Source organism: Streptococcus sanguinis (genome assembly GCF_013343115.1).
In the GTDB taxonomy this organism is placed as follows: domain Bacteria; phylum Bacillota; class Bacilli; order Lactobacillales; family Streptococcaceae; genus Streptococcus; species Streptococcus sanguinis_H.
In genome coordinates, this window is sequence record NZ_CP054570.1 from 1,017,771 (window position 1) to 1,034,286 (window position 16,516).

Annotated in this window: 16 protein-coding genes; all 16 read right to left on the reverse strand. The window is 43.5% G+C overall.

Translation table 11 applies throughout. From position 1 onward, the window contains the following. Nucleotides 1-16: 16 nt before the first annotated feature. The 16 genes from FOC72_RS05025 to FOC72_RS05100 all read right to left on the reverse strand — a co-directional run bounded on the left by FOC72_RS05025 (nucleotide 17) and on the right by FOC72_RS05100 (nucleotide 16,503). On the reverse strand, nucleotides 17-1,885 hold the full coding sequence (locus tag FOC72_RS05025) for an ABC-F family ATP-binding cassette domain-containing protein (RefSeq protein WP_002895589.1): 1,869 nt from the start codon (nucleotides 1,883-1,885) through the stop codon (nucleotides 17-19). Continuing rightward, a complete protein-coding gene (locus FOC72_RS05030) occupies nucleotides 1,882-3,081 on the reverse strand; it encodes a CCA tRNA nucleotidyltransferase (protein ID WP_002895590.1) in 1,200 nt (399 codons plus the stop codon). The genes FOC72_RS05025 and FOC72_RS05030 overlap by 4 nt, the downstream gene beginning before the upstream one ends. Then, a complete protein-coding gene (dapB, locus tag FOC72_RS05035; RefSeq protein WP_002895592.1) occupies nucleotides 3,078-3,845 on the reverse strand; it encodes a 4-hydroxy-tetrahydrodipicolinate reductase in 768 nt (255 codons plus the stop codon). The genes FOC72_RS05030 and dapB overlap by 4 nt, the downstream gene beginning before the upstream one ends. Before the next feature lie 40 nt (nucleotides 3,846-3,885). Further along, the gene (locus FOC72_RS05040) at nucleotides 3,886-4,734 is read right to left on the reverse strand and encodes a DegV family protein (protein ID WP_002895593.1); all 849 of its coding nucleotides are present in this window, start codon (nucleotides 4,732-4,734) and stop codon (nucleotides 3,886-3,888) included. Nucleotides 4,735-4,736: 2 nt separating this feature from the next. After that, entirely contained in the window at nucleotides 4,737-5,111 is a 375-nt protein-coding gene (locus tag FOC72_RS05045) for a DUF1149 family protein (protein WP_002915309.1), read from the reverse strand. Between the two features lie 126 nt (nucleotides 5,112-5,237). Continuing rightward, nucleotides 5,238-7,199, reverse strand: a complete 1,962-nt coding sequence (locus tag FOC72_RS05050; protein WP_002895595.1) for a PTS fructose transporter subunit IIABC — start codon at nucleotides 7,197-7,199, stop codon at nucleotides 5,238-5,240. Continuing rightward, nucleotides 7,196-8,107 (reverse strand): 1-phosphofructokinase, encoded by a 912-nt coding sequence (gene pfkB / locus FOC72_RS05055; RefSeq protein ID WP_002895596.1) that lies wholly within the window; start codon nucleotides 8,105-8,107, stop codon nucleotides 7,196-7,198. Before pfkB ends, FOC72_RS05050 begins: the two co-directional genes overlap by 4 nt. Next, a complete protein-coding gene (locus FOC72_RS05060; RefSeq protein WP_002895597.1) occupies nucleotides 8,104-8,847 on the reverse strand; it encodes a DeoR/GlpR family DNA-binding transcription regulator in 744 nt (247 codons plus the stop codon). The genes pfkB and FOC72_RS05060 overlap by 4 nt, the downstream gene beginning before the upstream one ends. 170 nt (nucleotides 8,848-9,017) lie before the next feature. Next, nucleotides 9,018-10,001 (reverse strand): CPBP family intramembrane glutamic endopeptidase, encoded by a 984-nt coding sequence (locus FOC72_RS05065; RefSeq protein WP_002895598.1) that lies wholly within the window; start codon nucleotides 9,999-10,001, stop codon nucleotides 9,018-9,020. Nucleotides 10,002-10,014: 13 nt separating this feature from the next. Continuing rightward, the gene (locus FOC72_RS05070; RefSeq protein WP_002895599.1) at nucleotides 10,015-10,644 is read right to left on the reverse strand and encodes a TIGR01906 family membrane protein; all 630 of its coding nucleotides are present in this window, start codon (nucleotides 10,642-10,644) and stop codon (nucleotides 10,015-10,017) included. Next, on the reverse strand, nucleotides 10,637-11,407 hold the full coding sequence (locus FOC72_RS05075; RefSeq protein ID WP_002895600.1) for a TIGR01457 family HAD-type hydrolase: 771 nt from the start codon (nucleotides 11,405-11,407) through the stop codon (nucleotides 10,637-10,639). Before FOC72_RS05075 ends, FOC72_RS05070 begins: the two co-directional genes overlap by 8 nt. Further along, the gene (locus FOC72_RS05080; RefSeq protein WP_002895601.1) at nucleotides 11,404-12,159 is read right to left on the reverse strand and encodes an acyl-[acyl-carrier-protein] thioesterase; all 756 of its coding nucleotides are present in this window, start codon (nucleotides 12,157-12,159) and stop codon (nucleotides 11,404-11,406) included. The genes FOC72_RS05075 and FOC72_RS05080 overlap by 4 nt, the downstream gene beginning before the upstream one ends. 3 nt (nucleotides 12,160-12,162) lie before the next feature. Continuing rightward, nucleotides 12,163-13,293 carry a radical SAM family heme chaperone HemW gene (gene hemW / locus FOC72_RS05085; RefSeq protein WP_002895602.1) on the reverse strand — a complete coding sequence of 377 codons (1,131 nt, stop codon included), beginning with the start codon at nucleotides 13,291-13,293 and terminating at the stop codon, nucleotides 12,163-12,165. A gap of 116 nt (nucleotides 13,294-13,409) precedes the next feature. Further along, nucleotides 13,410-14,372, reverse strand: a complete 963-nt coding sequence (locus FOC72_RS05090) for an aminoglycoside phosphotransferase family protein (RefSeq protein ID WP_002895603.1) — start codon at nucleotides 14,370-14,372, stop codon at nucleotides 13,410-13,412. A gap of 65 nt (nucleotides 14,373-14,437) precedes the next feature. Further along, entirely contained in the window at nucleotides 14,438-15,238 is an 801-nt protein-coding gene (proC, locus tag FOC72_RS05095; protein ID WP_002895604.1) for a pyrroline-5-carboxylate reductase, read from the reverse strand. 2 nt (nucleotides 15,239-15,240) lie between these two features. Then, nucleotides 15,241-16,503 (reverse strand): glutamate-5-semialdehyde dehydrogenase, encoded by a 1,263-nt coding sequence (locus FOC72_RS05100; protein ID WP_002895605.1) that lies wholly within the window; start codon nucleotides 16,501-16,503, stop codon nucleotides 15,241-15,243. Nucleotides 16,504-16,516 lie beyond the last annotated feature (13 nt).

Here is a 16,516-nt window from a genome sequence, read left to right on the forward strand (position 1 = left end):
CTAAACACTACTTCTTTCATCCGTCTAACCCACTTAGGTATTCATAGCGCTCGTATTTTTCCAGCAGTTTCTCGTTCTGCTCATCCAGTTCTTGCTGGAGTTGAGACAGGCGAGCAAAGTCAGAGCCATTCTCCTGCATGGCCGTTTCAATCTCAGAAATCCGCTCCTCCAGCGCCTCGATATCGGCCTCAATGGACTCCCACTCCTGCTTTTCAAAGTAGGTCATGCGCTTTTTCTCCTCGCGCACCTTGGTAGATTTTTCCTTTTCAGTCTTTTGAGAAATAGCAGAGCGTTCTGCCAGAAAGGCTTTTTCGTCTAAGTAATCTGTATAATTTCCGAAAAACTCTCTGATATCCCCATTCTCAAAAGCCAAAATCTTGCTGGCTACCTTGTCTAGGAAATAACGGTCATGGCTGACTGTAATGACTGGGCCTGCAAAGCCTTGCAGAAAGTTTTCCAAGACCGTCAGAGTCGCAATATCCAAATCATTGGTCGGCTCATCAAGAAGCAAGACATTAGGCTTTTCCAAAAGAAGCTTGAGCAGATAAAGGCGCTTTTTCTCTCCGCCAGAAAGCTTTTCGATTAAAGTCCCATGAGTAGAACGAGGAAAAAGAAACTGCTCCAAGAGTTCTGCAATGGAAGTCGTTCCACCGCCTATCTTGACCTCCTCAGCCACTTCTTGCAGGTAATTAATGACTCGCTTAGACTCATCCAAGCCCTCAATCTGCTGAGAGAAATAGGCCACTCGGACTGTCTCTCCTACAATAAGCTGGCCAGCCTGAGGCTGAAGTTTACCGGCAATCAGATTGAGCAAGGTCGACTTGCCGACACCGTTATCTCCGACGATCCCAATACGGTCCTTGTTCTGGATCAAAAGACTGAACTGAGAGAGAATAAGCTTCTGGTCATAAGCAAAGTCTACATTTTGAAACTCGATGACTTTCTTACCGATACGACTGGTTTCAAAATTCATTTCCAGATTGCTGTCAGTCGTCTGGTCTGCCAAATCTTTCTTGAGGTCATGGAAACGATTGATCCGAGCCTGTTGCTTGGTTGCCCGAGCCTGAGGCTGCCGCCGCATCCAAGAAAGCTCCTGCTTGTATAACTGCTGTTTTTTGTGAAGCAAGGCCGCATCCCGCTCATCCTGCTCCGCCTTGAGACGGACATAGTCTTGATAATTTCCTTGGTATTCAATCAAGCTACCGCCATCTAACTCAAAAATCCGCGTCGAAATATTATCCAAGAAATAGCGGTCGTGGGTGATGAAAAGGACGGTCTTCTTAGAGTTTTTTAAGAAATGCGTCAGCCATTCAATAGTATCAATATCTAGATGGTTGGTCGGCTCGTCCAGCAAGAGCAAATCGGCATCACCTAAGAGGACCTGGGCTAGCTGAACTCGGCGACGAAGGCCTCCTGATAACTGACCAACCTTAAGTGACAGATTAGTCAGACCAAGCTTGGACAGAACCGTCTTGACCTGACTTTCGATTTCCCAAGCGTGCAGCGAGTCCATCTCGGCCATAACTGCTTCTAGTCTAGACTGCTGACTTTCATCATAAGCTGTCAGGAGCAACTCATACTCTCGAATTAACTGCATTTCCCGTAAATCACTGGACAAAACGGTGTCAAGCACCGTCTGCTCCTCATCAAAATCAGGCTCCTGAGTCAGATAAGCAATCTTATAGCCTGTCTTAGCAGAAAAAGGGCTGACATCTCCGTCAAAGCCCGACTTGCCCGACAATACATCCAGCAGCGTTGTCTTTCCAGTTCCATTGACACCAATCAGACCAATCCGGTCTAAGTCATGAATGATAAAGGAAATATCCCGAAAAACAGTCTTATCACCTACTGATTTGGTTAGCTTGTCAACGATAAAATCGCTCATTTCTTCTCCTCAATATAGGCGTAAATGGCCTCTAGCTTATTAGGTAAGTGGCCGTCTACAATAGCGTATTCCAACTCTTTCAAAATTTGGCCAAGTTTTGGTCCGGGCTTAAATCCGAAATCCTGCATTAGCATGCCGCCGTTGACCACCATTTCCTGCTTACTATGAATAGTCAGACTGGCATCAAGATTCTGAATCGCAGAGAAATCCACTGCCAAACCTTGCGCCTCCCGAAGCTCTTCTGCTTGTATCAATAAGTCAATATCATAGTCATAGCAGTCTCGCTTGGTCAAGTCTCGTTCTGAGCGAATGGCCGCAATCTCAACCAAATCTTCTACTTTCTTGGCAAATTCACGAGAGGTCTTCCATTTTTTTAGAAATCCTTTGACATTTTGCACATCCAAGGCCAGTAAAAGGGCTGACCAAGCCTGCTCGGATGCTGAAAAACGAAAATCTGAAGCCAAGTCAAAAAGCCGTTCTAACTTAGCTCTGCTTCCCTTCAAATCTGGCAAAAATTCTATAGCACCGCTTGTCAAGAGTGCTTCTAAGCCCTTGCGCCAAAACGGAGCCAGCAAGAGCTTGTCAAACTCGATAAAAATTCGTTCAACTGAAATCTTTTCCAGCAAGGGAGCACAATCCTTCATTGCTGCAAAAGTATCTTGCTCCAGGTCAAAATCCAAGGCTGCTTGAAAACGAAAGCCTCGCATGATGCGTAGAGCATCTTCATTAAAGCGCTCTGCAGCAGTTCCAACAGCCTGCAAAATCCGATTTTCCAAATCATCCAATCCTTGGAAAAGATCGATGACTTGACCGTTTTCATCCAAAGCCAGAGCATTGATGGTGAAATCGCGCCGCTTGAGATCTTCTTCCAAAGATCGTACAAAAGAAACCTTGCTGGGTCTGCGGTAGTCCACATAGACATCCTCGGTCCGGAAAGTCGTCACTTCGTATTCATGGTTATTTTCCAGAACCAAGACGGTTCCATGCTCAATCCCAACATCAACTGTCCGGTCAAAGATACGCTTGGTTTCCTCAGGATAGCTAGAGCTAGCTATATCCACATCGTGAATAGGTCGCTGCAAAAGGGCATCTCGAACAGAACCGCCAACAAAATAAGCTTCAAAGCCAGCCGCTTTTATCTTCTCTAATACTGGCAAAGCCTCCTGAAATTCAGAAGGCAGAGTTTCTAATCTCATAGTAAATGTTCCAATCCATAGACTAATTCTGAGCGTTTGACAACTTCTTTAATGGCGAGATTAACTCCTGTCATAAAGGAAGCACGGTCATAGGAATCATGCCGCAGGGTCAATCCCTCTCCCTGACTGCCAAAGATTACTTCCTGATGGGCAACCAGACCAGGCAAGCGAACCGAGTGAATACGCATGCCGTCGAAATCAGCTCCACGAGCGCCAGCTATAGATTCTTCCTCATCAGCAGCTCCCTGCTGCTTGCTCGGTCTTACTTGGCTGATGAGCTCAGCTGTCTTGATAGCCGTCCCGCTCGGTGCGTCCTTTTTCTGGTCATGATGCAGCTCAATGATTTCTACATTCGGGAAATACTTGGATGCCTGTGCTGCAAACTGCATCAGCAAAACAGCTCCCAAAGCAAAATTCGGAGCAATCAATCCGCCCAGCTCCTTTTCCCTAGACAATGTGATTAACTCTTCCAACTGTTCTGGAGTAAAACCTGTAGTTCCGACCACTGGGCAAAATCCCTGGTCTAGAGCGAAGCGAGTATTGTCATAAGCTACTTTTGGGGTTGTAAAATCAACCCAGACATGGGCTTCCAGCCCAGCCAATTCTTCCTTGGCATTGAAGACAGGAACACCAGCCACTTCTTTTTCATCCGTAAAAGGATCCAGTAGTCCAACTAATTCTAATTCAGGATCTTCTGTCACCATTTTATAGGCTGCTTGGCCCATTTTTCCTTTAAAACCAGCAATAATAACTTTGATACTCATGTTTTCCTCCTTACAGAGACAAGCTCAGACTTTCAAGCAATCAGATCACAGGAATATACCCAAGTGCAACACTGCCCTCACCTAAGTGCGTCCCGATGACGCTGCCAAAGGTTACGATAGGGACTTTACTAGCAATACCGCTGTCTAGCAGATTTTGCTGTAGATCAGCTGCTTTTTCTGGTGCATTGCCATGGATAACCATAATCTGATAAGCACCGCCTGCTGTTCTTTCTTGGACAAGTTCCAGCATACGCTTGGTTGCCTTCTTCTCCGTCCGAATCTTTTCAAAAACCTCTATCACACCATGATCGTTAAAATACAGAATAGGCTTGATACTGAGCAGATTTCCCAGAATAGCTGCACCGTTAGACAGGCGTCCTCCTTTGACCAAGTGGTTCAAGTCGTCCACCATGATAAAAGCGCTGGTGCCATCGATTTGCTTCTGGACATTAGCTAAAATTGTTTCAAACTCCAGGCCTTGCGCTGCCCATTCTAGAGCAGATTGGACCATGATACCGAGCGGTGCACTGGTAATCTTAGAATCGGGAAAGGCGATTTTCAAACCGTGAAATTCATCTTTCAGATACTGAATATTTTGGTAAAAACCAGAAATACCGCTGGATAGAAAGAGCCCCAGAACATGGGTATAGTCCTTTCCGTCTAGAATGGTGAGAATCTCTTCTAACTCAGCAATACTAGGCTGACTGGTCTTGGGTAATTCATCTGACTGAGCCATTTTTTCATAAAATTCACTGGCTGTTAAGTTTCTACCTTCGACATAAGTCTCACCAACAATCACGACCGGAATATCCAAGACGAAAAGATTTTCATTCTCCAGCAGGGAAGCCGGCAGATAGGCCGATGAATCTGTGATAACCGCTAACTTCATAATTAAAACTCCAAATTAATGCCTGGCAAATCCAGAGCAATTTCTGTCACTTCATAAGTCAAGCGGTTGAGCATGGTTAAGCAAGGCCGAGCCAGCTCTTCTACTTCATCGTGGTCAAATTCACTCGGTTCTTCAATAAGGCGACCGTGAATGTGGTTAGCTTGCGAAATAGTTCCGCTGATAACAAAATTCTCAAAAACAATCATAAAGGTCAAAATCACAATCAATGAAGTTGTGTGAGCTTCAACATCTCTTTTGACCAATTGGAAATTCACATCAACCTTAGTTTCAGGTGTTCCATTTTCTTTTTCCCATTCAAAATTCCGGGCGTCAAAATGGTATTGACTAACAAATTCTTTTTCGCGCTGTATGTTCATTTTTATTCTCCTAAAAATATGCGATAGGCCCATTATACCATATATCGAGCGAAGTTTCCATGCTAAAATTTGCATGTTTGAAAACACAAAAAAGAACCTCACTGACAAGCGAGATTCTTTTAAATATCATTTTTTAAGTGGTTTGCGCAGGTAACCAAAGATAAGACCGCTGACTACCGCACCAATCAATACATATACCAAGTAAAGGATTGGATTGTTTGTCAAGCCGATAACGAAGATTCCTCCGTGAGGAGCCATGAGCTTGATACCAGACAGGCCTACAAGAGCACCGGTAAGAGCTGAACCGACGATAAAGCTTGGAATAGCACGGGCTGGGTCAGCAGCTCCAAACGGGATAGCTCCTTCTGTGATGAAAGACAGACCCATGACAATGTTTGTCAAACCTGAATCGCGTTCTTCTTCAGTGAATTTATGTTTGAACAGAAGAGTAGCAATAAATACTGCCAAAGGCGGAACCATACCAGCTGCCATTACCGCTGCCATTACAGGAGAACCGCCAGTTGAAACAGTGCTTGCAAGTGTACTAGTACCGAATACATAAGCAGCCTTATTAACTGGTCCACCCATATCGACAGCCATCATACCACCGACTAAGAGACCGAGAAGGACTGCAGAGCTTCCGCTCAGACTTGCCAAGAAATCGTTCAAAGCCGTATTGATTGCTGACATTGGAATATTAACCGCCAACATCACAAATCCAGTCACAAGAACACCCAGAAGAGGCAAGAGTAAGATTGAACGGATACCTTCAAGTGAGCGAGGCAGACCTGCAAGAAGCTTACGAAGAATCAGGATAACACCACCGGCTAAGAATCCTCCTACCAAAGCACCAAGGAAACCAGATGATACACCAACTAAATCAAGAGTTTTCTGACCACCTTCAGCGTAAGCAACACCACCAAATGATGCACCGCTGCTCGCAATTGCACCAGCTACGAAACCAGAAACCAAACCTGGCTTTTCAGCGATTGAGTAAGCGATATAACCAGCTAATACTGGCAACATGAAGCCAAAGGCCGCTGCACCAATTGCTTTAAACTGAGCTGCAATTTCATGATAACTTCCCAGATTAGAAAGCTGATCTTTTGGCACACCTAAAATCTGATCCAGCAAGAATGCAATGGCAATCATAATACCACCACCAATAACGAATGGCAACATTTGGGAAACACCGCTCATCAAGTGCTTGTAAAAAGCGCCGCCCAGACTAAGTTTCTCATTGCTTGATTCTGCAGCACCGCCACCGTTAGCAGCCTTGTAAATCTCAGCATTTCCTGAAAGAGCCAGATTGATCAGTTCTTCTGTCTTACGAATACCATCCGCAACTGGACGATTGATCAACGGTTTGCCGTCAAAGCGATTCATCTCTACTGCCTTATCTGCTGCAATGATAACAGCTTTTGCATTTTTGATATCTTCTGCAGTCAGCTTGTTTCCAACACCGCTAGCACCATTGGTTTCAACCTTAATCCCAACACCCATTTCAGCTGCAACCTTCTGCAAAGCCTCTTGAGCCATGTAGGTATGCGCAATCCCTGTTGTACATGCTGTTACAGCAACTAAGAAGTCTCCGCCTTCATTGGCAGGTTCGACGACAGCAGGTTCTTCTGCTTTTTCCGAAGCTTGGTCAAAGAGCTCAATCACCTGATCAGGCGAAGTCACTTGGCGCAATTTATCCGCAAAACCATCCTTCATCAGGTATTGAGACAATTCAGCCAAGGCCGCCAAGTGAGTGTCGTTAGCACCTTCTGGTGCTGCAATCATGAAGAAAAGATCAGTTGGTTGTCCATCCAAACTTTCATAATCGACTCCTTTATTTGATTTAGCAAAAAGTACAGTCGCTTCTTTCACTGCAGTATTTTTGCTGTGAGGCATAGCGATTCCGTCACCCAGGCCTGTAGAAGTCAAGGCTTCACGAGCCAAAATCCCTTCTTTGAAAGTCTCGAAGTCTGTCACATAGCCATGATCCACTAGGATTTGAATCATTTCTTCGATAACGGCTTTTTTCTCTGTTGCCTGCAAGTCTAGCAACATCACATCTTTTCTTAGTAAGTCTTGAATTTTCATATTTTTTCTACCTCTACTTTTTCATAGATTTCTTTTATATAATCAGCTGTTGCCAAATCATCTGAGAAGGTGGTTGCTGTTCCGCAGGCCACTCCCCATTTGAAGGCTTGAATAACATCGCCAGAGCGGACAAACTCTCCAGTAAACCCAGCCACCATAGAGTCGCCAGCGCCAACAGAATTTTTCACATCGCCCTTGATAGGCTTAGAGAAGTAAGCACCTTCTTGAGTTACCAGTAAGGCACCATCACTAGCCATGGAAATGATGACATGCTGGGCACCCTTGTCTAAGATTTGGCGGGCATAATTCTCAATCTCATCCAAGCTTTCAAGCTTGACTCCGAAAATATCACCTAGTTCGTGGTTGTTAGGTTTAACCAAGAGAGGCTCAAACTCTAAAGAATCCAGCAGCGTCTGGCCTTCAAAGTCACAGACAACTTGTGCTCCTGTCTTTCTGGTCAGGCCAATCAACTCCTTGTAGACAACATTTCCTAGATTTTTAGGACTGCTGCCTGCGAAGACTACTGTATCTTCCGATGTCAGAGAAGAAAGGTACTTCTCAAGTTCTTCTAGTTTCTGACTGGAAATTTCTGGACCAGGTCCGTTAATTTCTGTCTCAGCATCCGCTTTAATCTTGACATTGATACGAGTATCCTGCTCAACCTCTATGAAATGGCTGCAAATTCCTTCTTCTTCCAGAGTATCTGTGATGAACTTACCAGTAAAACCACCGATAAAGCCAGTTGCTGTATTCTCAATACCTAGACGTTTTAGAACTCGGCTAACGTTGATACCCTTTCCGCCAGCGAATTTGTCGTCACTGTCCATCCGATTGACGCTTCCTATAAGGACTTTGTCCAGACGGACAATATAGTCGATGGAAGGGTTTAGTGTGACAGTATAAATCATACTTCAATCACCTCCGTTTTTTCTTTCAGTGCTTGAATCACTTCCGATTCATTTTGAATAGTAATAATGCTTGCTTTGGCAAGAGGAGCGACTTTGACAAATGATGTCTGTCCTAGTTTAGAAAGATCAGCCAAGACATAAGTCTTCTTAGCGTTCTCCAAAATCGCTCTTTTGATAGCTCCTTCTTCCATATCTGGAGTGGTAAAGAAGCCATCGTCAATGCCATTCATTCCAATAAAGGCTTTATCGAAATTCAACTGACCGATTTGATTTAGGGCAACACCGCCAATGCTGGCATCCGTTGAGCGCTTGACCTTTCCGCCGATAATGACTGTCGGTATATTGCGCTCTACCAACTTGGACGCATGGTGAATGGAGTTGGTGACGACTGTCACTCTAGGGTCATGCAGCTCATTAACTAAAAGCTCATTGGTTGTCCCCGCATCAATAAAAATCACATCATGCTTTTGAATCAAGCTTGCTGCCATCTTGGCAATGGCTGTCTTTTCTTGAATGCTTTTGATAGATTTTTCCTGATTACTCTCCTCTTCTTGTAGAAAATGAAGGCTCTCGGCTCCACCATGAACTCGTCGCAGCTTGTGCTCACTCTCCAACTCATCCAAATCTCTTCTGATAGTTGATTCTGAAGTGTTTAAAGCATGTACTAGATAGTCTAGAGAAACAAATTTTTCTCTTATGACTGTCTCTAGAATAACTTGCTTTCTTTCCGACTTCAGCATAAAGCACCTCCTTTGAAATCGTTTACGATTATTATTATACCTCTTTAATTTTCAATGTCAAGCATTTTCTATCAAAAACTTTCAATTTCTATCTTTTTATCGAACAAAAAAAGAGCTGGACTACATCCAACTCCTTTCATATCGTTGCATAGCTGCCAAATAAAAGGCAATTAGCTATTATTGATTAAGGATACAATATAGGCTGCCATGACAGGCAGAAAAGTTCCAAGAAAAGTAAACACAACCAGAACCCAGAACCAGACTGATTTAAAAGCCTGTTTGTAGGTCCCTGGGAGCGAACGATTGGAAGCAATGTATTCCTTAAATTTTGGCCATTTCAAGATTAAAAACAAAAGAAATACTGTGCTTCCAGCAATTAATAAGCCGTAAAAAAAGATGTTAACTATAGGCTCCGGAGCTCTTTTTGAAAGAAAAGCTAAACCTTCTGCTATAACAAAATTATTAATAGCATGAAAAATGATAGACCAGATAATCGAATACTCAAAAGCGATATAGCCAAGCCCCAAACCAATTAAACTAGCAAAATAAAGCTGATAAAGATTTTCGTGAAAAAGGCCAAATAAAATCGAAGTCATAAGAATGGCAAAAATCTTTCCATGCTTCTCTAAAGCTCGCAAACCAGCGCCTCTGAAAATAATTTCCTCTGTAACTGGGGCCATCAAAGATGAATAAATCAGCATAGTCAGTGTCTCAGAACCACCGCTCCCTGATTCCATACCAGATAGGTCTATATTGAAGAGTTGCATGATAGCCTGCATCATCTGATTGACAACAGCTGTAAACAATTGGGCGAACAAAAGGAAGCAAATCATACAAAAGAAAACTTTAGGAGTCATCTTCCGTCCCTTGCGACGAAGGTCGTATTTAAAGAGCTGCTTACCCCGAGACACCGTGAAAGTAAGAACACCGAGACAAGAAGCTAAAATATAAGCTCCACCGTCCTTTTCAATAAATTTAGTGAGAACTTCCTGGGTCTTTTGGATATCCATATCTTGCCCTGGCATAATAACGAAAAAAGCTACAAATGCATAAACGAAAACAGAAGCAAGCATAACCCATAAATAAGTAAAGCAAGTTGCTGAAAATCGGCCTAGATCTTTTTTAGGATTTAAAGGTTCGGGCATATAATACATAAAATCTCCTATATTAAATTTTCTCTTTACCCTTTCGGCTTAGAAAATACAAGGTTAAAAAGATTCCCTCATAAAGTAAAGCAAAAAGAATAAAGGCGTGCATGAAAAATTCTTCTGGTAGAATCCAAATGACTGGATCCTTAGTTGGATCAAACATCCAGGTATTGTCTCCGGCAAAGAGGACTTGATGAAAGAGTGTAAAAAAATTATTAAAACCAATCATAAAAGCCAGTCCAGCAAAGACAAGTGGCAAGAGACTAATCACCAGAAAAGCCAGTCTGTAAAGACCCAAAAATCCCTTTTTAACCACTTTTTTGATAAAGAAAATCAAAGCCGGCAAAGTTATTAGAAAAATAGCTTGCGCCAAGTGAAAAAGATACTTGACCGCCTGAAAATGATGCAGCCCTGCTGCTGACGAACGAAAATCTGGCATCGCCAGTTTCTGATTAAAAGGATTGGTCAGGTAATTCATCAAAATATTAAAATTATACTGGATGGTCTCTGCTTTCAAATATACTTTATCTGGCAAGTTGAAATAAGAAATCTCCATCGGGTATAAGAGCCAAGCCAGATAAATGGTTAGCAATATCGCTGCTGCCAACAAGCACAAAGCGCTGGCTGAAAATCTCAACTTATCACGCATCGAAATCCCACTCCGCTAGACTGGACAAGACATGCGTCGGTTGGATCGGCAGATTGGGCACTTCTTCTGGCAGGGTAAAACCTGTCGTAACCAATAGAGTCGGAATGCCGTTGTCGATTCCTGCTCGAATATCTGTCAGATAGTTATCGCCCACCATGACCACTTCTTCACGCGCCAACCCTAGATGCTCTATGGCTTTTTCCATGATGATGGCATTGGGCTTGCCGATAAAGGTCGGTTCAACCCGAGTGGCTGCTTCCAAGAGGGCATTGATTGCGCCAGCTCCCGGCTGCAAACCTCGCTCAGTCGGAATGTTGAGATCTGGATTGGTTCCGATAAAGTGGGCACCCTTTTGAATAGCCAGAGTCGCTATTGTCAGCTTCTCATAATCCACTTCCCAGTCCAGCCCAACTACTACATAATCTGGATTTTCTGTGTCTTCTATATATCCAGCTTCTTCAATAGCATGTTTAAGTCCCACATCACCAATGACGTAGACTTTCTTGCCCAGATTTTTCTCCTGCATATAGTCAATGGTAGCTAGAGTTGCTGTGTAAATGGTATCAAGTGGCGTCTCAATATTAAAATTCTCCGCCAACATGGTTTGCACTGTTTCTGGCGTGCGCGTGGTATTATTGGTCACGAAAAGATAGGGAATCTTGCGCCTCTGCAAGTCATGCACAAAGGCTTCACCAGCCGGAATCCGGCTCTTGCCCTTATAAATCGTCCCGTCTAAATCAATCAAATATCCTTTATAAGTCATTTCTGCTCTTCCTCATTCTCATGTTTAAACTCTTGCCAGGTAACCAAAGCCTGGGCATTGACTTCGCCGTCACTGGAAATTTGGTGATTGCTCTGCAGACCTTCTAGGTCGTAGCTAGAAGCAATCATGCCGCCTGGTCGAACTTCCTTGACATACTTGAGATGGACCTTCTTAGGAATATGTTTCGTGAGGAAGTCTGCACCCATGACCTCAAAGATCCAGTCCAGATACTTGCTATTATTGACATGGCCATTCATATCCAAGTCGTAAAAGCGCACATGGTAGTCCTTGCTGACAGGATTTTCCAAGTCTGGATACTTAGGACCGCGCAGTAATTTCTTGGAAAAGTCAGATTGATATGGCGCCACAATCTCCGGATCAACGGCACGAACCTTGCGGCTATCCCGATCCATAAGAACAAAGGTTGCCATCATCTGTATAATGACTTCACCCGCTTCATCAAAAATCGTAAAGCGACGGTAGCAAAAGAGCCGATTATAAGTTAAGGCTTCTGTTTCGATAGTAATCTCCTCTGCAAATCGTGGCAGACGTGTCACATCAATATCATAGTCCGTGATAATCCAGACTAGGTTATACCGCTCCAGCATATCCTTGTCACTGACGCCAAGCTCGATTGACTGCATCCCCGATACCTGCAAGGACAGCAAGATGACATCCGGCAGCTTGATATGGCCATTCATATCTGCCATATCAAAAGGAATTTTCATTTTCATTTGATAAGTTAAGCCCATGATTTACTCCAATATAAATTTCTCAGCAACCGTATCGCCCAAAAAGAGACCTTGTTTGGTCATACGCACAATGTTTCTGTCAGGCACTAGCAAACCCTGCTCAGTCAGTTCAGCCACAATAGCTCCATACTGTTCTTCAAAGGATATACCAAATTTTTCCTCGAAGCGTTTTTTTGAAACACCTGACTTCTTACGCAAGCCTAAAAACATCTCTTCTTCCATCTTTTCATTCAATGTCAGCGCTTCTTCCTGCACACGGGCATTGCCCGCTTCCACCGCCTGCAGATAATGACGAATCGGCCCGTGGTTTTTATAGCGAACACCATCGACATAGCCAGACGCTCCCGCTCCAATACCATAATATTCCGCATTGTCCCAGTACATGAGATTATGGCGGCTCTCAAAGCCTGGCTTGGAAAAGTTTGAAATCTCATAATGCTCAAAACCTGCTTTTTTCAGCTCAGCTATAATGTATTCAAACATCTCCGCTTCCAAGTCTTCCTTGGGCAGAGGCAGCTTCCCACGCCGCATCCGATTCATAAAGACCGTATGGTTTTCCAAAATCAAGCTGTACAGACTCATGTGGGGAATGCCCAGAGCAATAGCCTTAGCTACATTGATTTTCATATCTTCCATAGTCTGCTTGGGCAGGGCATAAATCAGGTCAATCGAGATATTATCAAAACCTGCTTTTTTGAGATTGGCAATATTCTCGTAGATGTCCTTTTCTGAGTGACTGCGGCCAATCTGCTTGAGCATGTGGTCATTGAAAGTCTGTACGCCCAACGAAACCCGATTGACAGGCGAGTCTTTAAGTACAGCAATCTTCTCCTGATCCAAGTCCCCAGGATTGGCTTCAATAGTCAGCTCTTCTAGATAAGACAAGTCCAGCTTGTCTGTCAGCTTTTCCAGCAAAAAAGCCAACTGACGCGCCGATAGAGCGGTCGGAGTTCCGCCACCGATATAGAGTGTACGGAGCTTTTTGATATCGTAAGAATGATACTCCTCAATCAAATGCTCCAGATAACTATCTACCGGCTGATTTTTGATAAAAACCTTGGAAAAATCGCAGTAATAACAAATCTGAGTACAAAAAGGAATATGCACATAAGCAGAAGTCGGTTTGGTTTGCATAGTAAGATTATAACATAAATCACAAAGACAAGCGGGAGAAATGTTGAATTAATACGGTTAAAATCATAATCGCCAAATCCCTGCTTCAAGCTTTAAACACTTTTATTAAGCAAGTGTTATTCAGTAATTTTCGATATAAGAAAATCAATCATCGCTTCTTCTTTGTTGAATTTTTCTTTTTGATACTTGATTAAGCCTACTTCTTTTAGATTTTCATTCAGATAATACAAATGAATATCTAAAAATCTCTGCAAGGCATAACGAAAACAAACTATTTTATCGATTGGTCTGGAATAATATTTAAAAAAATGATCTAGCATTTCTTCATATTTTGACCTTTCAACTTTTTGCAGGATTCCCCAAAATAAGGTTCCAATATCCTCTTCAGGCAATGAATATCTGCAATCTCCAAAATCCAATATGGCTACTTCCTTTTCGCAAAGCAGCAAATTTTCATTATGTAAGTCGTTATGAATAAAAATATTCCTCTTCTCACACTTCATTGACTTCAAAGTTTCTGTGTTCTCTTGAAATATTTTCCACAATGCCTGATAGCCTGGAATGATTCTTTCAAGCTGAGGATTGTAAGAAAAAGCTCTGAAATGTAAAGAAGAAATCAAGTCGTCATAAAAGGGGACTCTTTCAAATGTCATCAAATATCTCTGAGAAAAATCATGTATATTTGCTAATTTTCGAGCAAGTTTTGTCAAATTATAGGAAGAGAAAGTCATTCGTTCACCTCTTAAATAAGGATATTTCAGAAAAAAGAGACTTCCATCCTTCACATCCAACCGATGAATGAACTTCCCATCTGGAAAAGACAGATACCGAAGCGGATTTAACTTGTTCTCGTATAAAGTATTGACAAAATACACTTCTCTTTCTAGATACGGAAAGGCTTGCGAAAAAATTGGCGAACTTTTGGCCAAATAAAGCACACGAACCACCAACTGGCCGTCGAGCAAATAATTTAGATTTTCACTACCTTTTGAGAGTTGAGAAATCTGACAATCATGACCATACCATTTATGAAGATTATTCAAGATAAAATTTTCATCTGCAAATTGTTGAAAGAACATAATTCCCCCTCTGATTTGACTACCAAGCTATACAAAATCTACCAGCTTAAAACTGGTAGATTTTTTTATTTTCCCAACTCCTGCGTCCTCTTGTAAGCAGCTTGAACGGCATCCATGACCGTTCCTCGAAAAGCATTTTCTTCCAGACTGGCTACCCCGGCGATAGTCGATCCGGCCGGACTGCAGACCTGATCTTTGAGTTGAGCCGGATGTTGCCCGCTGACCCGACTTAACTTGGCAGCGCCTAAGAGAGTTTGATTGGCCAGTTCAAGTGATATATCGCGACTGAGTCCCGCCCGCACCCCAGCGTCCGCTAAGGCCTCTATAAAGAGATAGACGAAAGCTGGGCCACAGCCAGCAAGAGCTGTCGCTGCATCCAACTGCTTTTCCTCTAGTTTGACTAAAAGGCCAGCTGAAGACAGAAGCTCACGTAACAAGTCTTCGTCCGTTTGATTCGCTTCTGGGGATAAAGCATAGGTAATAACACCCTCGGCAACAGCTACTGGTGTATTAGGCATGATTCGAATCCAACGATGCTGGCCAGGTGTAAATTTTTCTAATAGCTCTAAGGTTAGACCAGCAGCCATTGAAACCAACAAAATAGACTCCCGTTTTTCTAGAATTGCCTGATACTCAGCCAGCAAGTCAGTAAATTGAGCCGGTTTGATACCCAGAAAAATCACTTCTGCCTGAGCAAAAACCTCTTCATTACTAACCGGTTGTCCACCAACTTCCGCAGCAATCTTTTCAGCCTTGTCACGACTGCGATTGGCCAGGAGTAATTCGCTTCTAAATCTTTCATCTTGGGAAACTAGGCGAGCAAGACTACCCCCCATATTTCCCAGACCGATAAATCCAATTTTCATCTTTATTTCCTCACTTGACCAGTCCCTTGGATGACGTATTTATAGCTGGTCAACTCTTTCAGCCCCATAGGACCTCTGGCATGCAGTTTCTGAGTAGAAATCCCCATTTCGCAGCCGAGGCCAAATTGACCGCCATCTGTAAAGCGGGTTGAGGCATTGACATAAACTGCCGCACTATCCACCTGCTCTGTGAAGTAAGCTGCCGCTGAATCGTTCTCCGTCACAATGGCATCCGAATGATGGGTGCTGTGAGCTTCAATATGCTCCACCGCTTCTTCCAGCGAAGAAACCAACTTGACTGCTAAGATATAGTCCAAAAATTCGGTATCAAAATCTTCTGGTTTAGCTTGCGAGCCCGAGATATACTGAGCCGCTTTCTCATCCAAACGCAATTCAACAGGGTTTTCTCGCGCAGCATCACGATCTGTTACCAAAATCTTTTGTAAACGTGGTAAAAATGCTGCAGCAATCTCTTCATGAACCAGCAGTACCTCCATGGCATTGCAGACAGAGGGGCGACTGGTCTTGGCATTCTCAATAATCGCCAAAGCCTTGGTTTGATTAGCATCCTTATCTACATAGACATGGACAATTCCAGTACCCGTCTCAATAACCGGCACAGTCGCATTCTCCACAACCGCCTGAATCAGTCCAGCACCTCCGCGAGGAATGAGTAAATCCAGATATCCCTTGGCCTTCATCATGGCCTGGGCGGAAGCCCGACTGGTATCAGAAACCAACTGGATACAATCCGGCGAAATCTTCGTCTGAGCCAAACCTTCTTTCAAAGCTGTGACAATGGCTAGCGCTGTCTGATAGGCATCCTTGCCGCTTCTGAGGACGACTGCACTACCACTCTTTAGAGCCAGAGCCGCAGCGTCAGAGGTGACATTAGGCCGACTTTCGTAGATAATCCCAATCACGCCCATGGCCACCCGCTTCTTACTGATGACAAGGCCGTTCTCAAGCTCGGTCCTTTCCAAGACTTGCCCTACAGGATCCTCCAAGTCAATCAACTGGCGAATTCCCTCTGCCATAGCAACAATCCGATCCTCATCCAGATAGAGGCGGTCCAGCATTACATCTGAAATCTTACCTTTAGCCGTGGTCATATCCAATTCATTGGCTGCTAAAATGTCCGCACGAGAGAGCCAGAGCTGCTTTGCCATTTCTTCCAAAGCATGGTTTTTCTCAGCCGTTGTAGCCGTGTTGATCGTCTTCTTGACTTTCTGAACCTTTTCAAAAATCGCTTGTGTTGAGGTCATCCCTTCTCCTTTC